At 43.9% G+C, this 26395-nt stretch carries 25 protein-coding genes; 2 read left to right on the top strand and 23 right to left on the bottom strand.

The window, feature by feature from the left end; all coding sequences use genetic code 11:
• Window positions 1-122: 122 nt before the first annotated feature.
• The 18 genes from spoIID to ABES02_RS18690 all read right to left on the bottom strand — a co-directional run bounded on the left by spoIID (window position 123) and on the right by ABES02_RS18690 (window position 18693).
• The gene (gene spoIID, locus ABES02_RS18775; protein WP_430138207.1) at window positions 123-1160 is read right to left on the bottom strand and encodes a stage II sporulation protein D; all 1038 of its coding nucleotides are present in this window, start codon (window positions 1158-1160) and stop codon (window positions 123-125) included.
• A gap of 340 nt (window positions 1161-1500) precedes the next feature.
• Window positions 1501-2811 (bottom strand): UDP-N-acetylglucosamine 1-carboxyvinyltransferase, encoded by a 1311-nt coding sequence (gene murA / locus ABES02_RS18770; RefSeq protein ID WP_430138205.1) that lies wholly within the window; start codon window positions 2809-2811, stop codon window positions 1501-1503.
• Window positions 2812-2843: 32 nt separating this feature from the next.
• Window positions 2844-3662, bottom strand: a complete 819-nt coding sequence (locus tag ABES02_RS18765; RefSeq protein WP_430138202.1) for a YwmB family TATA-box binding protein — start codon at window positions 3660-3662, stop codon at window positions 2844-2846.
• Window positions 3663-3898: 236 nt separating this feature from the next.
• Complete coding sequence (locus tag ABES02_RS18760; protein WP_430138199.1) at window positions 3899-4132, bottom strand: DUF1146 family protein; 234 nt, start codon at window positions 4130-4132, stop codon at window positions 3899-3901.
• Window positions 4133-4350: 218 nt separating this feature from the next.
• The gene (nuoN, locus tag ABES02_RS18755) at window positions 4351-5862 is read right to left on the bottom strand and encodes an NADH-quinone oxidoreductase subunit NuoN (RefSeq protein WP_430138195.1); all 1512 of its coding nucleotides are present in this window, start codon (window positions 5860-5862) and stop codon (window positions 4351-4353) included.
• Between the two features lie 6 nt (window positions 5863-5868).
• Entirely contained in the window at window positions 5869-7374 is a 1506-nt protein-coding gene (locus ABES02_RS18750; RefSeq protein WP_430138192.1) for an NADH-quinone oxidoreductase subunit M, read from the bottom strand.
• Window positions 7371-9242 carry an NADH-quinone oxidoreductase subunit L gene (gene nuoL / locus ABES02_RS18745; protein ID WP_430138189.1) on the bottom strand — a complete coding sequence of 624 codons (1872 nt, stop codon included), beginning with the start codon at window positions 9240-9242 and terminating at the stop codon, window positions 7371-7373. The genes ABES02_RS18750 and nuoL overlap by 4 nt, the downstream gene beginning before the upstream one ends.
• Before the next feature lie 59 nt (window positions 9243-9301).
• Window positions 9302-9616, bottom strand: coding sequence for an NADH-quinone oxidoreductase subunit NuoK (gene nuoK, locus ABES02_RS18740; RefSeq protein WP_430138186.1), 315 nt, complete (start codon window positions 9614-9616; stop codon window positions 9302-9304).
• Window positions 9613-10131 carry an NADH-quinone oxidoreductase subunit J gene (locus tag ABES02_RS18735; protein ID WP_430138184.1) on the bottom strand — a complete coding sequence of 173 codons (519 nt, stop codon included), beginning with the start codon at window positions 10129-10131 and terminating at the stop codon, window positions 9613-9615. Before ABES02_RS18735 ends, nuoK begins: the two co-directional genes overlap by 4 nt.
• Window positions 10128-10547, bottom strand: a complete 420-nt coding sequence (gene nuoI / locus ABES02_RS18730; protein WP_430138181.1) for an NADH-quinone oxidoreductase subunit NuoI — start codon at window positions 10545-10547, stop codon at window positions 10128-10130. The genes ABES02_RS18735 and nuoI overlap by 4 nt, the downstream gene beginning before the upstream one ends.
• Before the next feature lie 59 nt (window positions 10548-10606).
• Complete coding sequence (gene nuoH / locus ABES02_RS18725) at window positions 10607-11611, bottom strand: NADH-quinone oxidoreductase subunit NuoH (protein WP_430138178.1); 1005 nt, start codon at window positions 11609-11611, stop codon at window positions 10607-10609.
• Window positions 11611-12711, bottom strand: a complete 1101-nt coding sequence (locus tag ABES02_RS18720) for an NADH-quinone oxidoreductase subunit D (RefSeq protein ID WP_430138175.1) — start codon at window positions 12709-12711, stop codon at window positions 11611-11613. Before ABES02_RS18720 ends, nuoH begins: the two co-directional genes overlap by 1 nt.
• Window positions 12712-12714: 3 nt before the next feature.
• Complete coding sequence (locus ABES02_RS18715) at window positions 12715-14073, bottom strand: NADH-quinone oxidoreductase subunit C (protein WP_430138173.1); 1359 nt, start codon at window positions 14071-14073, stop codon at window positions 12715-12717.
• A 3-nt stretch (window positions 14074-14076) separates the two neighbouring features.
• Window positions 14077-14589 (bottom strand): NuoB/complex I 20 kDa subunit family protein, encoded by a 513-nt coding sequence (locus tag ABES02_RS18710; protein WP_430138170.1) that lies wholly within the window; start codon window positions 14587-14589, stop codon window positions 14077-14079.
• Window positions 14580-14954 (bottom strand): NADH-quinone oxidoreductase subunit A, encoded by a 375-nt coding sequence (locus tag ABES02_RS18705; protein ID WP_430138167.1) that lies wholly within the window; start codon window positions 14952-14954, stop codon window positions 14580-14582. The genes ABES02_RS18710 and ABES02_RS18705 overlap by 10 nt, the downstream gene beginning before the upstream one ends.
• 660 nt (window positions 14955-15614) lie before the next feature.
• A complete protein-coding gene (locus ABES02_RS18700; protein ID WP_430138165.1) occupies window positions 15615-15821 on the bottom strand; it encodes a hypothetical protein in 207 nt (68 codons plus the stop codon).
• 113 nt (window positions 15822-15934) lie between these two features.
• Window positions 15935-17356, bottom strand: a complete 1422-nt coding sequence (locus ABES02_RS18695; RefSeq protein WP_430138162.1) for an aldehyde dehydrogenase family protein — start codon at window positions 17354-17356, stop codon at window positions 15935-15937.
• 5 nt (window positions 17357-17361) lie between these two features.
• Complete coding sequence (locus ABES02_RS18690; protein ID WP_430138160.1) at window positions 17362-18693, bottom strand: aspartate aminotransferase family protein; 1332 nt, start codon at window positions 18691-18693, stop codon at window positions 17362-17364.
• Window positions 18694-18885: 192 nt separating this feature from the next.
• On the opposite strand from ABES02_RS18690, the gene ABES02_RS18685 reads away from it, so the two are divergent.
• On the top strand, window positions 18886-20292 hold the full coding sequence (locus tag ABES02_RS18685) for a sigma-54 interaction domain-containing protein (RefSeq protein WP_430138157.1): 1407 nt from the start codon (window positions 18886-18888) through the stop codon (window positions 20290-20292).
• 65 nt (window positions 20293-20357) lie between these two features.
• Here ABES02_RS18685 and ABES02_RS18680 read toward each other — a convergent pair whose 3' ends face one another.
• On the bottom strand, window positions 20358-21077 hold the full coding sequence (locus ABES02_RS18680) for a GntR family transcriptional regulator (RefSeq protein WP_430138154.1): 720 nt from the start codon (window positions 21075-21077) through the stop codon (window positions 20358-20360).
• A gap of 346 nt (window positions 21078-21423) precedes the next feature.
• On the opposite strand from ABES02_RS18680, the gene ABES02_RS18675 reads away from it, so the two are divergent.
• Window positions 21424-22410, top strand: a complete 987-nt coding sequence (locus tag ABES02_RS18675) for an SIS domain-containing protein (protein ID WP_430138150.1) — start codon at window positions 21424-21426, stop codon at window positions 22408-22410.
• A 168-nt stretch (window positions 22411-22578) separates the two neighbouring features.
• Here ABES02_RS18675 and ABES02_RS18670 read toward each other — a convergent pair whose 3' ends face one another.
• The 4 genes from ABES02_RS18670 to ABES02_RS18655 all read right to left on the bottom strand — a co-directional run bounded on the left by ABES02_RS18670 (window position 22579) and on the right by ABES02_RS18655 (window position 26347).
• Window positions 22579-23415 carry a PfkB family carbohydrate kinase gene (locus ABES02_RS18670; RefSeq protein WP_430138148.1) on the bottom strand — a complete coding sequence of 279 codons (837 nt, stop codon included), beginning with the start codon at window positions 23413-23415 and terminating at the stop codon, window positions 22579-22581.
• A gap of 72 nt (window positions 23416-23487) precedes the next feature.
• Window positions 23488-24501, bottom strand: coding sequence for an SIS domain-containing protein (locus ABES02_RS18665; protein WP_430138145.1), 1014 nt, complete (start codon window positions 24499-24501; stop codon window positions 23488-23490).
• A gap of 80 nt (window positions 24502-24581) precedes the next feature.
• On the bottom strand, window positions 24582-25502 hold the full coding sequence (locus tag ABES02_RS18660; protein WP_430138142.1) for a carbohydrate ABC transporter permease: 921 nt from the start codon (window positions 25500-25502) through the stop codon (window positions 24582-24584).
• 2 nt (window positions 25503-25504) lie between these two features.
• Entirely contained in the window at window positions 25505-26347 is an 843-nt protein-coding gene (locus ABES02_RS18655) for a carbohydrate ABC transporter permease (RefSeq protein WP_430138365.1), read from the bottom strand.
• Window positions 26348-26395 lie beyond the last annotated feature (48 nt).

The following is a 26395-nucleotide window of genomic DNA, read 5'->3' as shown; positions in this document are numbered from 1 at the left end:
TTTTATCGGTCACTCACCCTTTCCAGCCCTGCCCGACCCGAACTGACCCAATCCAACTAAATCTAACCCTACCCCACCTACCACACCAAAAAGCCAGGCATCCCTGCCTGGCTCCCCAAATCCTATTTCTGCGCCGTAATCGTCGCTAGCATGTTTTCTGCCGAGGTGATTTCGACACCTTTGTAGTAATGCTTCACAATCTCCTTATAATCCGAGCCTTCTTCCGCCATGCCGTTCGCGCCATACTGACTCATGCCGACACCATGACCGAAGCCTTTCGTCGTGATCACAATATTATTGCCCTTCCGTTCCCAAGAAAAGTCAGATGATCTCAAATCGAGTCTATCACGAATTTCCCTGCCGCTTAGAACCTTACCATTAAAACTCACCTTCGCCACACGTTTCCCGGTCGTTTTTGCAACCACATTGCCAATCGTTTTACCAGACCCGATTTTTACCCCAAGTTTCGATTCAAACTCTTTTACCGTAATCACTTTTTGACTATTAAATTTAGGAGAATTTTTATCCCATGGGCTCGATACACTTCTTAAATAGGGAATGCTTCCTGACCAGTAATCTTCGGAGTCTTCCGTATATCCATTACTGGTAGAAAAGAACAAGGCATCAATCGGCTTGCCATCATAGGTTAAAATTTGCCCGCTTGTTGCCCGAACGGCCTCTAAGACTTTCTTCTTTTTCCAGTCATAATTCATTCCCCATTCCTTCCGCAGTTCATCATCGCTCTTGTATACCTGATGAATCTGAGTATCGGTAACATGAGAGCCTTTTGGCGCTCCCATCGTATCCTTAGTAATCAATCGATTGACGATATAGGTTCTCGCTGTCAACGCCTGTGCCTTGAGGGCCTCCTCCTCAAAATCAGCAGGCATCTCAGCTGCCACCACTCCAATCAGATAATTTTCTAAATCGACATTTTCGATTTTGGATTTCGATGATCGATAGACAGCGACCTCTACGGCTGCATCTGCGGATGGGGACGTTACATTGGTTACTTTGTCCGGGGATTTGGTTAGATTCTCGCCTAACTTTCCACTTGCCTTTTGTACATCTGAAAAGGGTAATACAAGTACAGCGGGAATGATTAGAGTCAAGGCAATGAGGACTGCTGCTAGTGCGATGAGTGGTTTGATTTTTTTCATGATTGTGCCTCCAGTTTGTATTTTCACAACCTGACACTCTGCCGGATTGCATCTCACTTAAACATATGGAAGCGGACAAGCATTTATTACAGATTTTTTTTGCAAACACAAATATCCACCACAGGAGGACAAATGTACACAAAGGGTGTCAGGCACCGTCCATGGACATATGTCCACGAGCGGTGCCTGACACCAAATTTGACACCAAATTTGACGCCAAATTTGACACCGAATCCCAACTCAACCATAAACACGAAAAAACCGAAGCATGCAGGATGGTCTGATATCAGACCACCACACATTCTTCGGTTTCCACTAATCAAATAATAATAACCAAAATCTAAGCATTCATATCTGAAACATATTTCTCAACTTCAACGAAGATCTCTTCGGCTTCTTTCACGCGCTCAATATCGGCACCTAATCCTGCAAGCTTGCCGTGGAAATCCACGTAGCCGCGGTCTAAGTGTTTCAACTCGGTCACGCGTGTCACGCCTTCAGAAACCAATCCAGCTAAAATTAAAGCAGCAGCTGCACGTAGGTCTGTCGCAGACACTTCTGCACCCTGCAAATTCGAAGAGCCATTTAAAATGACAGAACGGCCTTCAATTTTAATATCGGCATTCATACGACGGAATTCTTCGACATGCATGAAACGATTCTCGAACACCGTTTCAGTTATCATTGAAGTTCCTTCAGCACGAAGTAATAAAGCCATCATTTGAGATTGCATATCCGTTGGGAAACCTGGATGCGGCATCGTTTTAATGTCAACGGCCTTCAAACGATCAGGACCGATAACACGAACGCCATCCTCTTCTTCATGAATCTCTACACCCATTTCTTCCATCTTCGCAATTAATGAAGATAAATGTTCCGGAACAGCACCCTTTACCAACACATCTCCGCCCGTAATCGCAGCAGCAACCATAAAGGTACCTGCTTCAATGCGGTCAGGAATAATGTTATGGTCAGCACCGAACAACACGTCCACACCTTCAATACGAATCGTGCCCGTGCCAGCGCCTCGGACCTTTGCTCCCATTTTGTTGAGGAAGTTTGCAAGATCAACGATTTCTGGTTCTTTTGCGACGTTCTCAATAATAGTCGTTCCAACCGCTAAGGTTGCTGCCATCATAATGTTTTCGGTTGCACCAACACTTGGGAAATCCAAGTAAATCTTGGCACCTTTCAAGCGGCCATCTGCTTCCGCTTCGATAAAGCCATTTCCTACCTTCACCTTTGCACCCATGGCTTCAAAGCCTTTAAGATGCTGATCGATAGGGCGGGATCCAATTGCGCAGCCGCCAGGCAAAGCCACACGAGCCCGGCCATTACGTGCTAAGAGTGATCCCATTACAAGGCTAGATGCGCGCATTTTACGAACGTATTCGAATGGCGCCTCATCTTTTAACTCTCTGGATGCATCAACAACAACTGTATTATTGTCAAATACCACTTCAGCATTTAGGTTGCGTAAAACTTCATTAATTGTGTATACATCGGAGAGTGTAGGTACATCACGAATTACACTTTTTCCATCACTTGCTAATAATGTTGCAGCGATAACAGGCAGGACGGCATTTTTTGCACCTTCCACTTTTACCGTTCCAGTAAGCCTTTGTCCGCCGCGGACGATGATCTTTTCCAAGAGTATTCCCCTCCGCGTCCATTTTCTCTATATTAATATTCAATCGTAATGATTGGTGTGCCAACTACAATGGTAGTTTCACCGCCCAATCCTTCGGAGCGTATGCCAATTTGTAAATTCATGTTATTTTCTTTATGATCTATGGAGCCTGTAAACATTGGCGATGTTGCCGAAACAGACATGAAAGTCTCCTCTTTTAACGCTTCGATCTCTGTTGCATTAAAACTTGACATTATCCTGCTTGATGCCTTAGATAAAGCCTTATCAATCTTATCACTGAAAACGCCTTTCATACAAGAGAAAACTGTCGGTTTTCCACTAAATATGTCAGATAGCCTACTTCTAAATTTCTCAGTGGTGAAAAAGGCCTCTGACTCCTTGTTCCATTCTTTCCCGCTGACTCTATAAACTATATACGCATCGCTAGGTTGTTTTGTGTGGGTTGCCATAATTTGAAGCATTTCGTCGTGGTGTTTAGTTGTTGGAGATACTGCTGTGACTTCCCGATATTCGCTGGTATTTTTCACAGACCATTTCCAATCGGGGAATTTTTGCTGAAGCTTATCTACGTATTCCTGAACTTCCTTCTCACTTTTCAGGCCAACCAGATGTTCTCGTGCATAATACGACCATTCATTGAGCAAAATATGTTCGGCTTGTAAAACAGAGCCCATTTTCGCTAAATCCTGTCCGCCGCTGTTTTGAAAAAAAGACGCATTGTCGTCGCGACTTTTTCCTATTTTTAAAGAATCCAGTCCGCCGTTCGCTTCAGTTGTTCGGTTCCCAATCACAACCAGGATCAAGCATAAAATTGAAACCATACCTAAAAAAATCTTACAATTTCTTTTCATCTCTCTACTCCCCCTTACTACCATTGTTTCCAAGGAGGAGCTAAGCATACTTGGGAAATGTCGTCACTTTTAGACAAGTTTCAAACTATATACGAGTGATAGAACAAAAAGATTCAAATGTTCACTTTATCACATTAAACCACTGCTATTATTTTTCCACACAAAGAGAATTGTACTCAAAATATGGACAAATTGGAACATGTACGAAGACCTAAATTTTTACCAAATTAGCATTTTTATTGTAAAAGCATAGGCAGCTGCTGGGACCATTGCAAATAATCAAGGAAAAAATTACTAACAGATGATCCAATGAAAATGGCTAATAATATGTACAGTACCCGCGCCTGAAACACATGGTTTGGCCGCAGCAGTTTTTCCAAGCGAATCGCCTGCAATGCCCACCATGACAGCGCAATGAACACTAAATGCGACAGAATACTGACTAACGCTATTTGCCCGAAATCATTCATCCAACGGCTCCCTCCTTTTTACACAATGACTATTCTATCACATCAACGTGTGAAAAACGTAACAATTTCTAAATTTTTCTATTTTCACGATAAATGTGACATTTTTTAAAAAATCTCCACACAAAAAAGAAGAGGCTCCCCACCTCTTCTTTTAAAAAACTACCCCTTTTAATTTAACCAACGGGCGACCTTCCCCAAAGCCGCCCGTTTTTTCCACCTTAGCTAAAAAAGTCCGCTAAGATATCTAAGTTGTTGTTCATAAAGTCTAAAGCGATGTTTGGCATTACGCCGAACAGGATGCTTCCAACAACAGCAACAATCAAGACTACGAGAATTCCAGCAGGAATGTGGAACTTCTCTTCACTAGCTGCTGGGCGGAAGAAAATTTGTGTCATCACACCAAAATAGTAGAAATATGACACGACGGTTGTCGCAATCATGACCGATGCTAACACATAATGCGGAGTACCTGAAAACGCTCCGATAAAGATGTTTAATTTACCAATAAAGCCGGCTGTTCCCGGGAAACCTGCCAAGCTAATAAGGAGAATTCCCATCACCACAGCCAAGCCTGGTGAGCGGCGGTACAACCCTGCGAAATCGGCAATTTTGCTTGAGCCTGTTTTTTCCGAAACCACTTGGATGACCGCAAAGGCACCAAGGTTCATGAACAAGTAAGCAAGCAGGTAGAACCAAATGGAATAGAACATATTCGATGTTAGTGATGTTACGGCCACTAAAATATAACCTGCATGCGCAATACTTGAGTAGGCAAACATTCGTTTAATGTTCGACTGCTTCAAGGCCACCACGTTACCGATGATCATCGTTGCACCAGCGATGAACGCGATGTAATCCTGCATGTCGAGCAGGATTGGCATTGAACCTGGGCCTTTCGTAGCCGCAGAACCAAATACCGTTAACAAAATTCGAATCACAATCACAAAGCCGGCCGTTTTAGAAACAACGCTTAGGAACGCAGTAACCGGTGTTGGCGCGCCTTGATAGACGTCTGGTGCCCACATATGGAACGGCGCCGCAGCTAGTTTAAACGCTAAGCCGACGAAAATCATCAAAAATGATAACCCTAACAGGTACACATGCTGGCCATCGGTCAGCCCTGATAAGCTTCGCGCAATGGCAAGCAAGTTCGTTGAGCCTGTTAAACCGTAAACATAACTCATTCCGAACAACGTAATCGCTGTGGAAATACCGCCGTTGATGACATATTTCATTGCCGATTCGTTTGAGCCAAGATGATGCTTACGAATACCCACTAAAACATAAGAAGAAACAGTTAACAATTCTAACCCGATAAATAAGGTAATTAAATCACCGCTCGATGTCATAAACATCGCACCGAGCAAGGCGGTTAAGAATAGATAGTAAAATTCACCACGGTACTCTTCCATGCCATCTTTAGCCGGATAGCTGACAGCAAGGAACATGACCAATCCTGCCCCACCTAAGAGCAGCAGTTTAAACGCAATCGCAAAGCTATCAAGGCGGAAAGTATCATCCAAAATCGAAACAACCGCGCCACCCGCTAAGCTGGCTGTTGAAACGATGGCAGCGATGATAGCTGCAATGCTGATCCAGCCGAGAATGCGGCGGTCCTGCCCCTTCGGCATAAATAAATCCATAATTGTCAGAAGTGCTGCAACACCAAGGATAATGAACTCAGGAAGCATGACACTCCAGTTATACTGACTTAATGTCTCAATACTCATCCTTCATCACCCTCCTAGCCCTGGCATGATCGTCTCAAGTGTGGCTTGCAGCGGTGAGCTTAGAACACTTGGGTAAACACCAATTAACACGATTAACAACATCAGTACCACTACTGGCACGAATTCAACGCCCTTAAGGTCAAGCACGCCGGTAAATTCGCGGTGCGACTTGCCAAACGTCATGCCAAGCACGGCGCGTAACAGGTACGCAGCTGTCATAATGATCCCGATTGTACCAACGGCCGCAAGCCAAGGCATTTCTTTAAACAAGCCTAGGAACGCCATGAATTCGCTGACGAATCCAGACATACCAGGAAGTCCGAGTGATGCCATTGCCCCGGCAAGCAAGAAGCCCGCCGCAACCGGCATCCCCTTCGCCATTCCGCCAAGGTTTCCAATAAGCGACGTTTCGGTGCGCTCATAGAGAACACCCACCAAGAAGAACAATAAAGCCGAAATCAAACCGTGTGAAATCACTTGGAAAATTGCCCCTTGAACACCGGCTTCATTCATTGCCGCAAGTCCAATTAGCACGATTCCCATGTGAGAAATCGACGAGTAAGCCAAAACCATTTTAAAGTCTGTTTGAATGAACGCAAGGAACGCCCCGTAGAGAAGGTTAATCACTCCAAGAACAGCAATGAGCGTCGAAAGAGACTCAAACTGCTCGGGAAACAACCCCATTCCAAAACGAATTAATCCGTACGCACCAATTTTTAAAAGAATCCCTGAGTGAATCATAACCGTTGGCACGGGTGCTTGTACGTGGACACGAAGCATCCAGCTGTGCAATGGAAAAATCGGTAATTTGACTCCAAAAGCCACTAACAGTCCAATGAAGAGGCCGAGCTTTAAGTCCCCGGAAAGCGGTGCACTTGGATCTGCCAGAATGTCTTTTAAAATATTGATATTGGTTGTGCCTGTTTTTGCAAACAGGATCATGATCACGATAAGAAGAACCGCAGAACCCAAACCGTTATAAATCAAGAAGCTGTATGCCGCTTTTTCTTTTTCAAAATAACCCCATTTTCCGATTAAGAAGAACGTCGGAATGAGCGTCACCTCGAAGAAGATGAAGAATAGAATTAGGTTTTCCGCTGTGAACACGCCGAGCATGCCTACTTCTAAAAGAAGGAACAGCATGAAGAAGCCTTTCCATTCTTTTTTAATATAACGGGCGGCAATTGCTGCGAGCGTTGCCACAACTGCTGTTAGTACGACTAGAAGCAACTGGAAGCCGCTAAGGCCAAGTTCGTAGTTAACCGCGAAGTATGGCTTCTCCATGTTCATGCCGCGGAATTGAATCCATGCAGCAGAAACAGAGAAATCACTCAAATGTTTACCGGCAAGATAATGTGCGTAAGCTGCAAGTGCTAGTAATAATGCCGGCAGGGTCGCCAAGAAGCCAACCAATTTGATTGATTTTTCCTGCGTTTTTGGCATGAACGCTAACACGGCGATACCTAGTAAAGGGGAGAATACTAGGATTGAGAGAACAGCATGTAAATTCATCGTAAGTACCCCCCTGTTAATGCATAGATGACGGCGAGTAACGCCAGTCCTATAAACGCCACTGCTCCGTACGTTTGCACCTGGCCGGTTTGCAATTTCGAACCTGTTGCCCCAAGTCCTTGGACAATGCCGGTGATGCCTTTGACGATGCCTTCCACAAGGAAGGTATCAATGAAACGTAAAAAGTAGCTGATTCCTTTAGTGATAGCGACGATGGTAAGTTGATAGAATTCGTCGACGTAATATTTGTTTAACAGCACGGTGTGCAGCATGTCGCCGCTGCCGCTCAACCAATTGCGGGAAACGGAGCGCTTGCCGTAAATTAACCATGCAAGGTAGATTCCGAGCAAAGATACAACTGTTGCTAGAATCATAATCCATACTGGACCTTCGTGGTGGCCATGGCTGGCAAGTGCTTCATTGCCATCAACGAGCCAGTCACCAAGGAAAGTGCCGAACCAAGGTGTGTTCACATAACCAGCGACCACAGCGAGAACGCCCAGGATAATCATTGGGAACGTCATCACAGATGGCGATTCATGAACATGTTTTTGCTCGCCGCGTGCCTCACCAGTGAAGACCATGAAGAACAGGCGGAACATATAAAATGCGGTAAAGAAGGCTGCGACTAAAGCAAGGACGAAGAGAACCGGATGTCCGCCTTCCCAGGCCGCTGCTAAAATTTCATCTTTACTGAAGAAACCGGATAATAATGGCACACCACTAATGGCGAGTGTTCCGATTAAGAATAATGGTCCAGTCAGTTTGAGCTTTTTCCAAAGCCCGCCCATTTCCTCGATGTTCTGCGTATGCACCGCATGAATAACGGAACCTGCAGCCAAGAAAAGCAATGCCTTGAAGAATGCATGTGTCATCAGGTGGAAAACACCTGCGACATAACCGGCAGAACCTAGCGCGAGCATCATGTAGCCAAGCTGGCTGACAGTTGAGTAAGCAAGAACTCGTTTAATATCTGTTTGTACAAGACCGATGCTGGCCGCAAAAATTGCGGTAAAGCCGCCGATGACGGCAACGGTCATAAGGGCAGTATGGCTGGCGGCGAACAATGGGAATAAGGACGCAACCAAGTATACCCCGGCAGCAACCATCGTCGCAGCGTGGATTAACGCCGACACTGGTGTCGGACCTTCCATCGCATCCGGAAGCCATGTGTGGAGCGGGAACTGACCTGATTTACCCATTGCCCCGATAAAAATCAGGATGGCAGTTAACGTGATCATCGTGCCAGACACTTGACCTGCGTCAACAGCCGCAAAAATATCACTATATTCAAAGCTCTTTGTTTGCCAGAAGAGAAGGGCCATCCCGATAAAGAGGCCAACGTCCCCGATACGGGTCATGATGAACGCCTTTTTCGCAGCTGCCTTTGCTTCTTCTTTGTAAAAATAAAAACCGATTAATAGGAAGGAACCGACTCCGACAAGTTCCCAGAAAATATACGTTTGCAGCAGGTTTGGCGAAATAACAAGGCCAAGCATGGCAAAGGTAAATAATCCTAAGTACGCATAAAACACATGAAAGCGCTCGTCTCCGTGCATATAACCCTTTGAATAGGTATGTACCAAGAAACTGACGAGCGATACGATAAACAGCATTAATGCATTTAATTGATTCACTTCAAAGCCCGCTGTTAGATGAAGATCTCCTATCGTGAGCCAGTCAAACTTCGTGACATAGGTCGGCTCTGAAAAGCGCTCAAATAGCACTAAAATCGAATAAATAAGCGATGCCAGCGTAAGCAGAATCCCGACATACGCACTCGCTTCCTTCAATCGCTTACCGAATAGAAGAAGGATCAAAAACGATAATAGCGGGAAAAGCGGAATTAGCCATGCATTTTCCATCATTATCACTATCCCCTTTAATGGTGCCCTTACACCCAAAAATGGCACCCAAAGTTGTCTGTCTAGTTTTTCATTGAATCGATTTCGTCGATGTTGACGGTTTTGCGGTTGCGGTAAAGTGCGATGAGAATCGCTAGGCCGACCGCTGCTTCAGCGGCAGCAACGCTGATCGCGAACAGTGCAAAGATTTGACCTGTAATCGATGGCGCCATGCCGTATTTGCTGAAGGTGACCAGATTAATATTCACAGCATTAAGCATTAATTCGATCGAAATGAGAACGATAACGGTATTTCTCTTTGTCAATGCACCGTATAAGCCGATGCAAAATAAAATCAGTGCTAGTGCCAGGAAGGCTGAAGCGGGAACTGAACTCATTCCTTATCCGCCTCCTTATCCTCTTTTTTAGCCAAGACAATTGAACCAACCAAAGCAACTAATAGTAAAACAGAAACTAACTCAAACGGAATAATGTGTTTGGAGTATAGTGCTTTACCGATTTGCATGGTGTTGTTTTCATGCAGTGTGGTCGGAACCTGGTCGATGTTGAAATTGTAGATACCAAGATACATGGCAAAGGCAAAGCCCAAAACGCCTAATAATAGAAGAAACTTTCTCCATTTGCCTGTTTTTGGTTCACCCTCGTCATCATGCTTCGTTAACATGATGCCAAACAGCATGATGATCGTGATGGCACCGGAATAGATTAAGATCTGCACAGCTGCAATGAATTCCGCAGAAAGCAACACGTAAATTCCGGCAATGGCAACGAACGTGAAGATGAGGGCAACGACCATATGAATAACTCTGGTAAGGTTCAATAAGAGCACGCCGCCGATGATCGCTACTAGGGCGAGGCCCATAAAAGCGAGAAATTCGCCTGAAAAGGTCATGCTTTATTCTCCTTCCGTATATTTTCGTCGTTTTCATCCAACCATTCTAAGTTTTTAAATAACATATCGCGACTGTATTCAGCGAGCTCAAAATTATTCGTCATGATGATGGCTTCAGTCGGGCAAACCTCCGTACATAGGTCACAAAGGATGCAAATTTCGAAGTTGATGTCATAGGTATCGATAATTTTGCCTTTTTTCGCTGGGTCCGGATGCTTTTTACCTGTCAAGTTGATACATTCTGTCGGACAGATGTTCATACATTGATTGCAGACAATACATTTTTCCGGATAGAATTTCTGAATCCCGCGGAAGCGGTCCGGCAGCGGAAGCGGCTTATTCGGATAGTCATATGTGATCTTTTCGCGAGACAATTGTTTTAGGGTATATTTTAAGCCTTTTGCTAATCCAAGCACGTTTTTCACCCCTTTTTCAGTTTAAAAATTGTTTAATGTGTCCGTCACGTTATTGCATTTTAGAAAAATAACGATTTAATCAAGGCCGTCAAGAAAATGTTTCCTAAGGCAATTGGCAGAAGAACCTTCCAGCCAAATTCCATCAGTCTGTCCGCGCGGAAACGAGGAAGCGTACTGCGAATCCAGAAATAAACAAAGACGACGGTACAAAATTTAAGGGCAAACCATACTGCGCCCGGAATAAAACCAAGGAAACTAAACGGCGGCAGCCACCCTCCTAAAAAGACAACCGTAGTAAGTGTCGCCATTCCAAATACATACACATACTCTGAAAGCATGAAGAACGCCCAGCGAAATCCGGAATACTCGACGAAGTAACCGGCAACCAGTTCGTTTTCTGACTCTGGAAGGTCAAATGGCGTACGGTTTAATTCTGCAATCGATGCGATAAAAAAGACAATAAACCCAATCGGCTGCAAAAGGATGAACCATCCGCCCTTTTGAGCATCAACGATATCATTTAAATTCAAACTTCCAGTTAACAAAATAACCCCAAGAACAGCCATGACAAGCGGAATTTCATAAGAAATCATCTGTGCCGCTGCCCGCATGCCCCCTAAGAGGGCGTACTTATTATTCGATGCCCAACCGCCCAGCAGCATCCCAAACACTGTTAATCCGGAAACGGCAATATAATAAAGCAAGCCAACGCCAATATCTGCGAATTGAAACTTATCGGTAAAAGGTAATGTCGCAAGTACCACGAACGATGGTGCAAACGCAACAACCGGTGCAATGATAAATAGTGGCCGGTCTACTGCCTTTGGAATAATATCTTCTTTCAGTAAGAGCTTCAAAACGTCGGCAACAGTTTGCAGTAGTCCCCAAGGGCCGCCTAGTTGGTTTGGACCGTGGCGCAATTGCATGTAACCCATAACTTTCCGTTCTGCTAAGATTCCGTAGGTAACGAATCCAAGTACGATTAAAAGCAAGACAACTCCGAGCAAAAAGAAGATTCCAAAATTAGCCCATCCCGGACTTGATTGGAGCAACTCTTCAATCATTAGCCGTCCACCTCCCCAAGGACAATATCAATTGCCCCTAATATAGCAATCAGGTTTGCAATATTTTCGCCTACTAATAATTTCGGGAGAATTTGCAGATTATAGAATGATGGTCTTCTAAACTTCAAGCGATACGGTTCTTTTTTACCATCGCTGGCAATATAACAGCCGATTTCCCCACGAGGTGATTCAATTCGGACAAATGCTTCCCCTTTTGGCGCCTTAATGATCTTTGGCACCTTCGCAAGAATTTCGCCTTCGGCTGGGAATTGCTCCACTGCCTGCTCAAGGATGCGCAGTGATTGTTCAATCTCATCCAAACGAAGATTGTACCGGGCTAAGCAATCGCCATCCTCTGATGTCGGAACATCAAACTCAAACCGATCGTAAATTGAATATGGCTCATCTTTACGAAGATCCCATTTCACGCCGGTACAGCGAAGGTTTGGACCGCTGAGTGAATATTGAATGGCCTCTTCTTTTGTATACTTGCCAATACCCCTTACCCTGTCCAAAAAGATTTCATTGCCGCTGACAAGGCTGTGATACCCTGCAAGCTGTTCGCGCATATAAGGAACAAAGTCCTTCACCTTTTCAATCCAGCCTTCTGGTGCATCCCACTTCACGCCGCCAACACGCATATAGTTAAACGTCAGGCGCGCTCCCGATAGCTCATTCAGCATATTGATAATCATTTCGCGGTCCCGGAAAGCATAGATGAATGGGCTTGTTGCGCCAAGGTCAAGAATATAAGTGCCCCAAGCAACAAGGTGACTGGCAACGCGGCCCAATTCCATGGCAATAACGCGCAGGAAGTCCGCACGTTCAGGAACCTGAATTCCCATCATGGTTTCAACCGCATGACAGATCACATAGTTGTTGGTCATGGCTGACAGATAGTCCATTCGGTCCGTATAGGGAATAATCTGCGTATACTGCAGGTTTTCCGCAATTTTTTCTGTTCCTCGGTGTAAATATCCGATGACAGGCGTTGCTTCGGTAATGATTTCTCCATCGATTTTAATGACTAGCCGGAATACTCCGTGCGTACTAGGATGCTGAGGACCGACGTTTAGTAACATTTCTTCTGTTCTGATCATCCTCTACACCTCCACATCATACTGTTGATAATCTTTACGCAGTGGATGGCCAACCCAATCTTCTCCAAGCATAATCCGATGTAAATTCGGATGTCCTTCAAACTTAATTCCGAGTAAATCATAGGCTTCACATTCAGGCCAGTTGGCTCCAGCCCAAATTGGCTGCAAGGAATTGATTGTTGGTTCATCACGGTCAATTTTCACTTTTAACGCCACCGATTGGCGATTTTTGTATGAGAATAAGTGAACATACACTTCCATATGCGTAACAAAATCCGTACCATGCAGTTCAGACAGATAGTCAAATCCTAGAAGCTCATTATACTTTAAAAATTGAGCCACCTTGTAATATGTATCTTTCTTAACCACAAGTGTCGGAACATCTTTGGATAGTTTATTAATATAAGAATCTTCTAAAACATCCGATCCCAGATTCTCTGTAATAACCTTCACATATTTATCTAAAAATGGCTGATTTGGTGACGGTGCTACGGCCTCCGATGCGGCTGGCGCTGTATCACCGGCTTTTCCTCCCGCTGCTGCTTTCGCTTTGGCTGCTGCCGCTGCTTTGGCCTTGGCTACCGCTGCTGCCTTTGCTTTTGCTTTTTCATCATCGGTTGCGCCTGCTGATGTATCGCCACCCGATACGCCCGCTTTCGCCTTCGCCGCTGCTGCTGCTTTGGCCTTGGCTGCCGCCGCTGCCTTTGCTTTTGCTGCTGCTGCCGCTTTGGCTTTCGCATCATCTCCTGCAGGTGCACTCTCACCCGCATCGGCTGATGGTGTATCGCCTCCGGCTAATTCCATCGCTTTTCGCTTCGCTGCAGCCGCCGCTTTGGCTTTTGCTACTGCCGCTGCTTTTTTCTTCGCAAGGTCGTCTTCGCCCGCATCTGCCGCTGGTGCTTCCGGTTCGGCTGGTGCTTCACTCGGTGTCGACGGTGCGGCGCCTCCTGCCTGCTCCATGGCTTTCCGTTTCGCTGCCGCTGCGGCTTTCGCTTTCGCCACTGCTTCCGCTTTTCTTTTTGCTAGATCATCGGCGTCGTTTGATGAGGCCGACGGTGCGGCTGGCTCTTCCGGCTGGGCTTGAGCTTCCACTGTAGGTGCAGCTGGCTCATCGGCGATTCCTTCACGCTTCTTCTTTGCGAGTGCAGCAGCCTTCGCCTTCGCTGCCGCAGCTGCTTTTTTCTTCGCTAAGTCATCGGCATCTCCGCCAGATGAAACTGGTTCTGCTGCTTTCGGTGACTCTTCCACTGGCTTTGGAGGAGCTTCACCAGCAGCCTTTGCTTGACGCTTAGCGAGCGCCGCTGCTTTTGCCTTTTCTGCGGCTTCTCTTTTCAATTGTTCGATGTCCTTTTCCCCGCTCATTGATTAAATCACCTTCTTCCCAGTCTTCGCCTCATAGCGAATCTTTTCCTTTAACTTATTAATGCCATAAATTAATGCAGCTGGGTTTGGCGGGCATCCAGGGATATAAACATCGACAGGTACGATTTGATCGACACCCTTAACAACGGAATACGATTTCACATACGGGCCGCCGGCAGTCGCACAAGAACCCATGGCAATTACCCACTTTGGCTCTGGCATTTGATCGTACAAACGGCGTAAAATCGGCGCCATTTTCTTTGTCACGGTTCCAGAAACAATCATACAATCCGATTGTCGAGGCGACGTACGAAAGATCGTTCCAGAACGGTCGAGGTCATAGTTTGCTCCCCCAGTACCCATCATCTCAATCGCACAACAAGCCAGACCAAATGTCATTGGCCACAAAGAATTACTTCGTGCCCAAGCCTTAATTTGCTCCAGCGTCGCGAAAAATACATTTCGTTCTAACTCTTTCATTTCCTGAGGAGAAAGGTCTTCTAGTTTTAAATCCATTGTAGCACCTTCTTTTTCCAAGCATAGATTAAGCCAATGACCAGCATAATCACGAAAATCAACATTTCAATTAACGCAAATAGTCCTAACTTATCATAGGCCACTGCCCATGGATATAAAAACACCGTCTCTACATCAAAAATAACAAACATTAGGGCAAAAATATAATAGCGGACATTGAACTGTACACGGGAATCGTGAAATGGCTCAATACCGCTCTCATATGTGGTATACTTCGCATCACTAGGATTATGCGGACGCAAAAGCTTACCCAAAAATAATGCCACCACCGGCAGCAACACCCCAAGACATAGGAACACAAAAACTATCAGATAATTATTCTGATATACATTCAAAAGTTCCATGTCTATCCCCTCCAATGTTGTAAATTTTCATACTAATGAATATTGTAACCGAATTCATTATAGCATTGTTACAAACCCCTGTCGACAAGCCATTTTAAGTTAAATTTTAATTCTACCGCCGCGAAAATTTCCCCATTTAAGGCCTTGAGAGCTCGCTCTCAGAATGGCCTTAAATGGGGGGATTTTCGCAAGCTGAAGCGTTTGCGTGATCTCGCTGCTTCGCTTCTTGATTTCACTTCAGAGATGACGCAAGAGCGAATTGGCACATGATAGTTGTAACGGAGGCACTCAATGCACGTGATCTGCAGCGTCAGCGGAAGATGACGTGCCTAGAATAGGGTTCGCAAGAACCCCAAAGAATTCGACAACAACCCCTATTAAACAACAAAATATCATCCAAGTCAGTGAGATTTGTCATTAAATGTTCACTTAACATTAATTAAACTTCATAGTTCCTTATTGATATTGTAAAAAAATGACCCTATAGCCCTTTCATTTATATCTTTTAAAAATCAACAACCTAAATCACCTTTTCAAGTACTCCTCCCCCCTACAATCCTATTCAAAAGACTTCATTTCATGCAGTGTTCACAACATCTTGTCTCAAAAAAACCAAAAAAGCCAGTCGCAAGATTGGCTCAACTAACTATTCTCTGTTTTTTATTGAACTTCAAGGCAAGTCACCAGCAAAACCAACTTTTTCATTACCTTTTTGGGGAGGACGAAACACATATCGGTCGGTTTTTCCTTTTTATCGATCACTTTTCTGAGTTTGTCGATCACTTTTCTGAGTTTATCGGTCACTTTCACAATTTTATCGACCGCTTTTGAAGATTTATCGGTCGCTTTCACCGTTTTATCGTTCATTACCCCAAAACTCATCCAACCACTGCACTAAAATTCAAAAAGCCAGTCGAAAGACTGGCCCAACTAACTTTTTCCTCTTAAACCACGAAGCGGCTCTCGGACAAATCAACTTTCTAATTCCGATTAAAAATAACCAATTTCTTTTCCGTCATCTCTTCAATCGCATACTTCACACCTTCACGACCCACACCGCTTTCTTTTACACCGCCGTAAGGCATATGATCGACACGGAAAGTAGGAATATCATTAATCAATACACCGCCAACATGAAGGTTTTCAGCCGCATCCAATGCCGTATGGATATTGTCTGTATAAATGCCGGCCTGCAGGCCATATCGGGAATCATTGACCAATTGTATCGCCTCATTCACATCCTGCACCCTATTAATCAACACAATCGGCGCAAACACCTCCTGGCAGGACACCTTCTGAGACGGTTCCACCTCTAATAAAACAGTAGGCAGCAACACATTATCCTCCGCGGTGCCGCCAACCGCAACTCGAGCCCCATGCGCTATCGCCTCTTCAATCCAGGACAAAGCCCGCTCGACATCCTTCGGGCTGATTAGCGCCGAAATATCGGTAGCAGGGTCCAACGGGCTGCCGATTTTTAACTGCCTCGTGCTTTCCACAAATCTCGTCACAAACTCCTCATAAAGCTCCTCGGCCACATAAATGCGCTGCAAGGAAATACAAACCTGACCTTGGAAAGAAAAGGCGCCCATTACACATCTCGGGATGATTTTTTCGAGATTAACGCCTTTATCGATAATGACCGCGGCATTGGAACCTAACTCCAACGTAACACGCTTCAATCCGGCTTTGTTCCGGATCCCAATCCCTACAGCAGGACTTCCGGTAAAAGAAATTTTGCTGACCCGTGCATCCGCTACTATCCTTTCACCAATCAAGGAGCCACTCCCCGTAACCACATTCAAAGCCCCTGCCGGCAGACCTGCTTCCGCAAATAATTCAGCGATAAAAAAGGCTGACAAAGGCGTTTGATTCGCCGGTTTCAGAACAACGGTATTTCCGGCTGCGAGTGCGGGACCTACTTTATGTGCTACTAGATTCATAGGAAAGTTAAACGGTGTAATTGCCCCAATCACGCCAATCGGTTCTTGGACGGTGTACGCCACACGCCCTTCGCCACCCGGGGCGGCATCGAGCGGCAGCGTCTCCCCATGAATCCGTTTCGCTTCTTCCGCCGCGAATTTATATGTTTGAATCGTCCGCTGCACTTCCCCCATCGCAATCGTGACAGGCTTTGCCGCCTCCATTGCAATCAGCTCTGCTGCCACATCGGATCGTTCCTCCAGCAACCTGGCCACCTTTTCTAAAATCAGTGCCCGCTGATGACTCGGCATTTTCGCCATTGTCCGTTTGGCCGCAAAAGCCGCAGCAATGGCCAAATCTGTCTCGTCTTCATCTGCCGCCGCGACCCGGGCAATTTCTTCCCCGCTGTATGGCGACACAAGCGTCGTATAGCGCTTTGCCTCCTGCCATTTTCCGTTAATAAATAAATCCTTCTTCATAACCCTCAGCCCCTCACTATTTTTTGCGCGTCCTCAACCGCTGTAAGGGTCTCTGACAAAATATCCATCATTTGTCCAAGTTCATCCGCTGTAATGATTAATGGCGGTGCAAATACAATCGTATCCTGGCCATCAAAAACAACTGCCCGGGCCACAACTCCCCGTTTCGCTGCTTCTGCTACAATCACGGGCGCCAAAGGAGCAGCGAACCTCTCATTTGTTAGCGGGTCTCTAACTACTTCAATCGCTCCCATTAGTCCCAAAGCCCTTACTTCACCAATGATGCTATGTTTGCTTTGCAGCTTTTTAAACCCTGCCAGCATTTCCGTGCCCATCTGTTTCGCATTTTCAACTAAATTTTCACGTTCAATAATTTCAAGATTTTTCAACGCCACACTGCAGGCCATCGCATGGCCGCTGTACGTATAACCATGTAATAAAGTTCCTGTTGAAAGCTCTTTAAAATCTTGGTGCATTTTTTCAGAAATCATCACACCGCCAAGCTGGGCATACCCGCTTGTCACGCCTTTGGCAAAGCACATCATATCAGGCGCCACGCCATAATGCTCCATTCCAAAATATGCACCTGTCCGCCCAAATCCTGTAATGACTTCATCGGTAATAAACAAAATCCCGTATTCGTCGCAAATCTCTCTGACTTCTTTGAAATAATCCTGAGGTGCGATATGAACGCCGCCCGCACCCTGAACTGGCTCGGCAACAAAAGCCGCGATCGTTTCAGGTCCCTCCGATTCGATCAACTCTCTTAATCCATAAGCCGAAAAATGATCGACATAGTAAAAATCAGGCGCCAGCGAATTGGTGAAATCGCGGAACGGCTTTAATCCGGTTGCACTTGTTGCCCCCATCGCCACCCCGTGGTAAGACCTTGTTCTCGTGATAATCTTTATCTTGTCCGGCTGACCTTTTAATATCCAATAATGCCTTGCAAGCTTGTAAGCCGTATCATTCGATTCAGAACCTCCAGAAGTAAAGAACGTAGCCGTTAAATCCCCAGGCGCAATTTTTGCCAGTTTAGCCGCCAAGCGGATCGCCGGTTCGTTACTGTAGGTAGAAAAACAAGAATTAAAGGCTAATTTGGACATTTGTTCCATCGCCACTTGACCGATTTCCTCCCGGCCATGGCCGATATTCACATTCCACAAAGAGGACATCGCATCAATGACTCTATTTCCTTTAATATCTTCTAAAATGACTCCTTCACCCTTTGTAAAAATAAACCCAGGCCCATCTGTCTGCTGCTGCTGGATTGGCGAGGTCGGATGAAGAAAATGCTTTTTATCTAGTTCCTCTAAATTACGAATATAGTTTTCCATTGTTTAAACTTCCTTCCAAAAATAGTTGTTTACTAGTTAATAATGCAAAAAGCATGCCAACTTTTTCGGTCAGAAAAAACAACGTTTATCACGACAATTGATTTAATTTTTAATCATCTTTAATTTAATTATTGATTAATCCTCTATTTTGATTGAAAATTAAATCAATAACATCGGAAGGTGGAGCCATAAATGGACGAAGAAGTAAGACTGGAGCTGGAAAAAATCATTGAAACCTCCAACAACAACATTACCATCACAGATGAAAATGGCATTATTTTGCGGTCCAATCCAGAGCATTGGAACATGTACGGGTTAGAACCGGGTTCCTATATCGGAAGGTCGGTCTATGATTTAGAAAAAGAAGGCTTTCTCTCCCCGTCCATTAATGCCCTTGTATTAAAAGAGAAAAAGGTTGTCCGCATCATGCAGCACACGAAATTAGGAAAAGTCGTCATGTCGACCGGTTATCCTGTTTTTAATCAGGAAGGACGATTAATCAGAGCTATCAGCTACAGCCAAGACCAAACAGAGATCGTCAAATTGCAGGAGCAATACAGCCAGCTGCAGGCAAAAATTGCCGGGTTTCAAACAGAAGTCGAAGAGCTGCGCGAAAAAGAAGCGAGTGATCATCCAATTCTTTTCAGAAGCACCAGCATGCAGCAAATCTTTAAGACTCTGCAGCGGGTGGCCCCAACCGACGCGGCGATTTTATTTTTAGGGGAATCCGGAGTGGGAAAAAGCACGCTTGCCCGCTTCATCCATGACCAAAGCGGACGGCATAAAGAACCATTTATTGAAGTCAACTGCAGCACGATACCGGAAACATTATTTGAATCGGAAATGTTCGGATATGAGCCTGGTTCTTTTACCGGGGCACAAAAGGCAGGAAAACAAGGACTGATTGAACAGGCAGATCAAGGAACGTTATTTTTAGATGAAATTGCCGAGCTTCCACTGGCGATGCAGGTAAAATTGCTAAAAGTCCTTCAAGAAAGAAAGTTCATGCGGGTAGGCGGAAAAAAAGAACTTCATGTCAATTTCAGACTGATCACCGCCACCAATCAAGACCTGAAACAGATGGTTGATGAGGGAAAATTTAGACTGGACCTCTACTATCGATTAAATGTCATTCCGATTCACATTTCTTCATTAAAGGAACGAAAAGATGACATTCCAATTCTTTTGAAGCATTACCTGCAATTGCTGAATGCCAAGTATAAGGAGTCTAAAAAATTGCACGCCTCCACTTATGGGCTGTTAATCGATTACGAATGGCCAGGCAATGTCCGCGAAATGGAGAATTTACTTGAACGGTTGATTCTGACTATTGAGGATGAAATGATTTTGCCTGAGCATCTTCCTTTTGACTTAAAGTGGAATATGAAAGAAATCTCTCATTCACCTTGGGAGTTGGTCAAGGAGAGCATTGAAAAATTGAATTTAAAAGATGCACTCGAAGAGGTCGAGATTCAGTTACTCTCAAGGGCCTACAGGCAATGCAAAACAACCTACGAAATGGCGGAATATCTAGGGATCAGCCAGCCAACTATTATCTACAAATTAAAAAAGTATAAGGAGAAACTTTCTTTAAAATAGAAGAAGCCGAGTTCCCATTCGTGAGGAACTTCGGCTTCTTTCACCATTAAAACGCTTTCATATTCCTATTTCTTCAGAATAAATTTATAACTATCACCTAGGATATACTGTTTGCCTCTATGCACAGGCTGGCCGTTTTCATCAACAATCGTACTGTCCATATAAAATAGCGGCTCACCGCTTCCGACATTGAGCAGTCCCATTTCCTCTTCGCCTGCCCTGACGATCTCAATCGAAAGCTCACCAGAACCGGCTGGTTTGATCCCCAGTTTTTCCTCCAATAAATTATAGAGTGAACCCTTAAGGCTTTCATTTAATAACGAATGATAGGTTTTATAGGAAAAATAGTTATTCTCAATCATGATGGGCGAATCGTTGGCATATCTTACTCTTTGAATATAGATCACTGCGTCTCCATCTTCGAGCTGAAGCATTTTCTTATCCATGGATGTCGGCTGGATAATTTCCTTTTTAATTACTTTACTGCTTGCTTTCATGCCATTTGCTTTACAGGCATCACTAAAGCCTAAAAAATGAACAATCTTTCTTTCGATTTTCCTTTTATTGACGAATGTTCCCTTACCTTGCCTTTTTACCAGGTAGCCTTCTTCCACCAATTCTTCAATCGCTTTTCTTACCGTAATCCTGCTAATTTTATATTCTTCGCTTAACTCTAATTCAGTTGGAATTTTATCTCCAAATTTTAGTTCGCCATTTACAATCGAACCGCGGATAGACTCCTTTAATTGGACATACAATGGAATTTGATCATCCTGTCTTAACATTTGTTTCACCTGCCCCCTATTAACAATGTCAATATTTTAATATGAGCGCTTTCCCCCATATTCCCCCTAAAAACTGACATGTTTTTATACTATAAGTATATATAATTTCACTTAAGCTATCAATTTTGTTTTTCAAGCCCATGACAGTTCAATGGCCTTTGTTTTTTAGATAAACGAAATATCTGACTATAATATAACATTATATTATGTTTTAAGTCAATTTAGGATATAAAAACAGTAAATTTAATCTTCAAAAAACATTGACAATTCACCATAATAGGAATAACATAATGTTATATAATGTATTATTATATTCAATACAAAAGAATCCAAGGAGGAAAAACGAATGGTAAATTCACAAGTAGTTGTAGATCCACAGGTTCAAAATGTATTAGAGGCTCTAAAAGGTCGTACGATTAATCATGTTTATTTTGTGGCATGCGGAGGTTCTTCTGCCATCATGTATCCAAACAAGTACATTATGGATCGTGAAGCCGTAAATATTACCTCAGACGTATACAGCTCTAATGAATTTATTCACCGCAATCCTAGAAAACTTGGCGAGAATTCACTAGTTATTTTATGCTCCATGTCAGGTACAACACCGGAAACTGTGAAAGCGGCAACATTTGCCCGTCAAAAAGGCGCTTTAACAGTCGGCTACACGAACCAGCCAACTTCCCCGCTTGCCCAGGAAAGCGAATTCGTTGTGAAATACGAATGGGGCACTGAATCAATTGCTTTTAACACAAACTTAGGACTTCTTTATCAATTAACGTTTGGGGTATTAAACGTATTAGAAGGAAATGATAAGTTTGATAAAGCGGTGAGCAGCTTAACCAATCTTCAGCCATTATTTGAAAAAGCAGCTAAACAATACGAAAGCAAGGCGCTGCAATTCGGCCAAGAATATAAAGACGAAAAAGTCATCTACACAATGGCAAGTGGCGCAAACTATGGAATCGCTTACTCTTATGCCATCTGTATCCTAATGGAAATGCAATGGATTCACTCCAATGCCGTTCATGCAGGTGAATACTTCCACGGACCTTTCGAAATAATTGATAAAAACGTACCATTTATTATCCTCTTAGGTCTGGATGAGACTCGTCCGTTAGACGAAAGAGCATTAGACTTCTCAAAAAAATACGGCGAAAAATTAGTCGTTCTTGATGCCAAAGATCTTGATCTCACTGGCATTGACGAAGAGTTAAAAGGCTATATTGCACCGCTTGTACTAAATCATGTTCTTCGCAGATATGCAGAACAATTGGCTGAAGCCCGCAACCATCCGCTATCAAAAAGACGTTATATGTGGAAAGTGGAATATTAATACTAACGAGGCTCTTGAGTTTAGACTCAAGGGCTTTTTTCATTTAATTGTTCTGGTGAGCTTCCACAGTGACCGTCGACACCTTTTTTAACCTATCTCGGGCACTCTGAGCTTATGCCATATATAAAAAACAACCCGCTCCTAAACAGAACGGGTCAACCCAGAACCTTACCCAATCACAATTTTGCTAGCCCGCTTCTTGCCATACCCAAAAGCACCTAAGCGCCCGCATGTCTCGGCGGCAGCGGCTGCCCCCTTTTCCATCGCTCGATGGGCCTTCAAATGCAGCAAATATTCCTTTAGGAACACCGCCACAAACGTATCCCCTGCTCCGAGTGTATCAACGACATCGGCCTCAATAATGCCATGATCAAAAACCTCTTTGGAATCAGAGAATAACGATCCCTTTGATCCCCTCGTCACAATGACATTCGGTGTTCCAGCGGCATGAACCCTTACCAACAGCGCCTCACATTCTTCCTCAGTTAAGTCGCCTCCAGAGAAAATCGCATATTTTATATACGGACAGACACGTTCTAAATAGTCATCATCATACCTGGTTGAAAAATCAAATGAAACATCAATATACTTACTCAATACAGGCAGTTCTGCTTCAATATGACTATATACGCTCGTATGCAGCAACTCAAAAGTGCTGATATACTCCAGTTCCGCCTCCGTGAAATTCAATTTTACTAGCGTTTGAACGCCGCCCTTGTTCGACCCTACAAACTTACGGTCTCCCTGTTCGTCCAAAGCGACCACGGCCTCACCGGATGGTCCAAACACTTTGCGCACCCGAGAAACATCAATGTTTTCCCGCTCCAACGAATGGACGATATGCTCGCCCTCTTCATCATTTCCGACAATCCCGATGTAGGAAACCTCATCCACGCCATACCGTTTCCAAAATACCGCGACATTCACAGCATTCCCGCCTGGGAACATTTCCTGCCGATCATCATAAAAATCGACTACATTATCGCCAACCGCAATTAACTTCATCTTCAAATCCTCCCACTTCTATCAATAAGAGAAAGATACAACTTAGAAAATTGTATCTTTCTCCAAAATCTATTAATATGTCACAGTACGATAGTATCTTCTAATCTCTAACGAGTGATTACGCTTGTCTTCTAAATGGACGCTGAGTCTTTGCAGCTGGGTAGACGTCACAATTGGTGTTAAATATTTTCTAAACTCTTCGCTGATGCCCTCTAACTCGTAATCCTTCGTATCAAGAATGGTTACTTTCTTTGTATACTTTTCAGCAAAGCGTTCTACACGTTCCATCAGCGGACGAGTTTCATCTTCACCTGTCAACAAAATCATGCTTGTGTCCTCATCAACTAACTCCAATGTGCCATGGAAGAATTCGGCTGCATGAATCGATTTTGTTTTGATCCATTGCATTTCCTCTAGTACACACATCGCATAGGAGTAAGCGCGGCCCCATGTAGTACCAGAACCAACCACCATATGATAAGGCTCATCTTTATAGCTATTCGCAAACGCTTCTGCTCTGGCTTCGAACTGTTCTTTTACCTCAATTAACTTCTCTGGAAGTGCTTCTAACTGCGCTGCAAATGCTTCATAGTTAGGGAAATCACCATTTTTATTCATTAATTTAAAAATCAATAAATAAAGAACTAACTGATTGGAATCGCTGGCAAAATCATTTTCCGCGAAATTGACTAATGGAAAATCTACCGAATCAGCAAGCGGCTTATTGTACTCACCTGTTAAACCAATCGTAGTAGCGCCTCTCTCTTTGCAGTATTTCGCTGCTGCTACTGTCTCTTCTGTTGTTCCTGATAGAGAAGAAAGAATCACAAGCGAATCCTTTGTAAATTGTTTATGGTTTTGCAGTACAAATTCAGCTGCGATCTCAGCATAAGCCGGAATCGTTGAGGTCGAGTTAACCATATATTCAAATGGATAAAAAGTTGCCACGGCACCGCCTGATCCGATTAAGAAAATATTTTTAAACCCTTTTTCAAAAACCTTATCTGCTACCTTTTCAATTTCCTCTCGTAGGCCAACAGCCCCGCCAGTCACTTGAAGATACTTTTCTCTGCTAAAATTCAACATTGCTTCCACTCCCTATTATTTTTATATAATACATTATAATACGTTATACTATTGGCCCAGATTAGGGGAATATCCCCCATTTATCCCTTGACGCTTCCTTCTGCCAAACCGCGAACAAAGTATTTCTGCATGAGAATAAAGATCACGATAAGCGGCAGGGCTGAAATAACCAAACCAGCCATTAACACTCCCCAGTTTGTATTAAGCGCATCTTTAAAGACTAATAGACCGGAAGTAATCGGCTTGACATCTTCTGTTTGAATGAAAAGGATTGAAAATAAAAACTCATTCCACGCATAATAAGCGGTTAAAATGACACCCGTAAACATAATCGGCTTGCTCATTGGGATAAATATTCTTGCAAATACATCCAAGCTTGTCGCCCCGTCCAGATAAGCTGATTCCTCCAGCTCTTTTGGAATCGACAAGAAAAAGGAGCGTATTAATAGCACTGTTAATGGAATCCGATAAGCCGTAAACGTTAAAATCAGGGCCCAATACGTATCGAAAATTCCCAGCTTTTGAACTAATTCATAAAGCGGGATTAAACTGCTCTGCGGAGAGAACATTAGTCCGGCTGAAACGAACAGCAGCAGGAATTTTCCGCCCTTGAGTTGATACCGAGTCAAACCGAAAGCACAGGCTGCACTGATCAAAACGGTCAGAAGACACGTACCTCCCGTGATAATCAAGCTGTTCACAAAGTAGCTTGAAACTCCTTGTTCCCAGGCGGTCGTATAGTTTGAAAAAAGCCATTCCTTCGGAAGCCCCCAGCTGTCGTTAAAAATCTGAACAGTATTTTTGAAGGAATTGACAATCATCCAAAATAACGGATAAGCAATCGCAATAAAGTAGAGGGTCAGGAATAGAAAGATTAGTCCGACTGTAATCGATATGCCTGGCTTTCTTTTGGAAGCCTTCAAGTTTGCACTCGGAAACTTTAAGACTTTTCCTTTTTGACTAACCATTTGTGAATCTCTTTGTGATTCCATCGGCTTCATCTTTACTCCTCCCCCGTTTTTAAGAACTTATTTTGAACAAAATAGAAAATGAGTGTGATCCCCAAAATCACGTTGGCAATCGCTGAAGCAAATCCAGGTTCATTGTCGATGAACGCCTTTTGATACAGGTATGTACTAAACACCTGTGATGAGTTGCTGGGACCACCCTGTGTTAATACATACACTTCACTGAACACCAAGAAGGATCCTGTTACTGTATAGATTAATAGAACAAACGTCATTTCTTTTACCTGTGGCACCGTAATGCTGAAGAATGTCCGGATCTTCCCCGCACCGTCAATGGTGGCAGCCTCATATAATTCCCCTGGGACTTTTTGAACAGCGAGCACATACAACATAACGGTATAACCAATACTTTGCCATTGGGAAACAGCAATGACTGCAAAAATAGATGTCTTTGGATTCCCAAGCCAGCCTTCAGTCCATTCTCCTAAACCAATCAATCTGAGAAAGCTATTTAATAAGCCGACATCAGGATTATAAATAAAGCTAAAGAGGATCCCAATGACCGTCATCGAAATGAGAACCGGGATAAAAAAGGTTGTCCGGAAGAAGGTGGAAAATCTCCTGAATATCTTATCTTCTAAAATCGCTGCAATCACCAATCCAAGCCCAACCTGGAGGATAACGGAGATAATGGCGTAAAGGAGATTATTTTTAAGTACCGTGAAGAAGACGGGATCTTTAAACAAGCGTGTATAATTATCTAGTGAAACAAAGCTTCTATCTAATGTGAATGGATTCCATTCATAAAAGCCATTGATGATATTTCGAGCCAAAGGATAATATACAAATAGGGCCAGCATCAATAAGGCAGGTGCCATATAAATAAGCGGGACTATTCTAGTTCTTCGCAATCTATACCCCTCCCA

Source organism: Neobacillus pocheonensis (assembly GCF_050477905.1).
Taxonomy (GTDB): domain Bacteria; phylum Bacillota; class Bacilli; order Bacillales; family Cytobacillaceae; genus Neobacillus; species Neobacillus pocheonensis_A.
The sequence above is the reverse complement of the archived record's forward strand: the minus strand, read 5'-3'. Positions and strand labels throughout refer to the sequence as shown.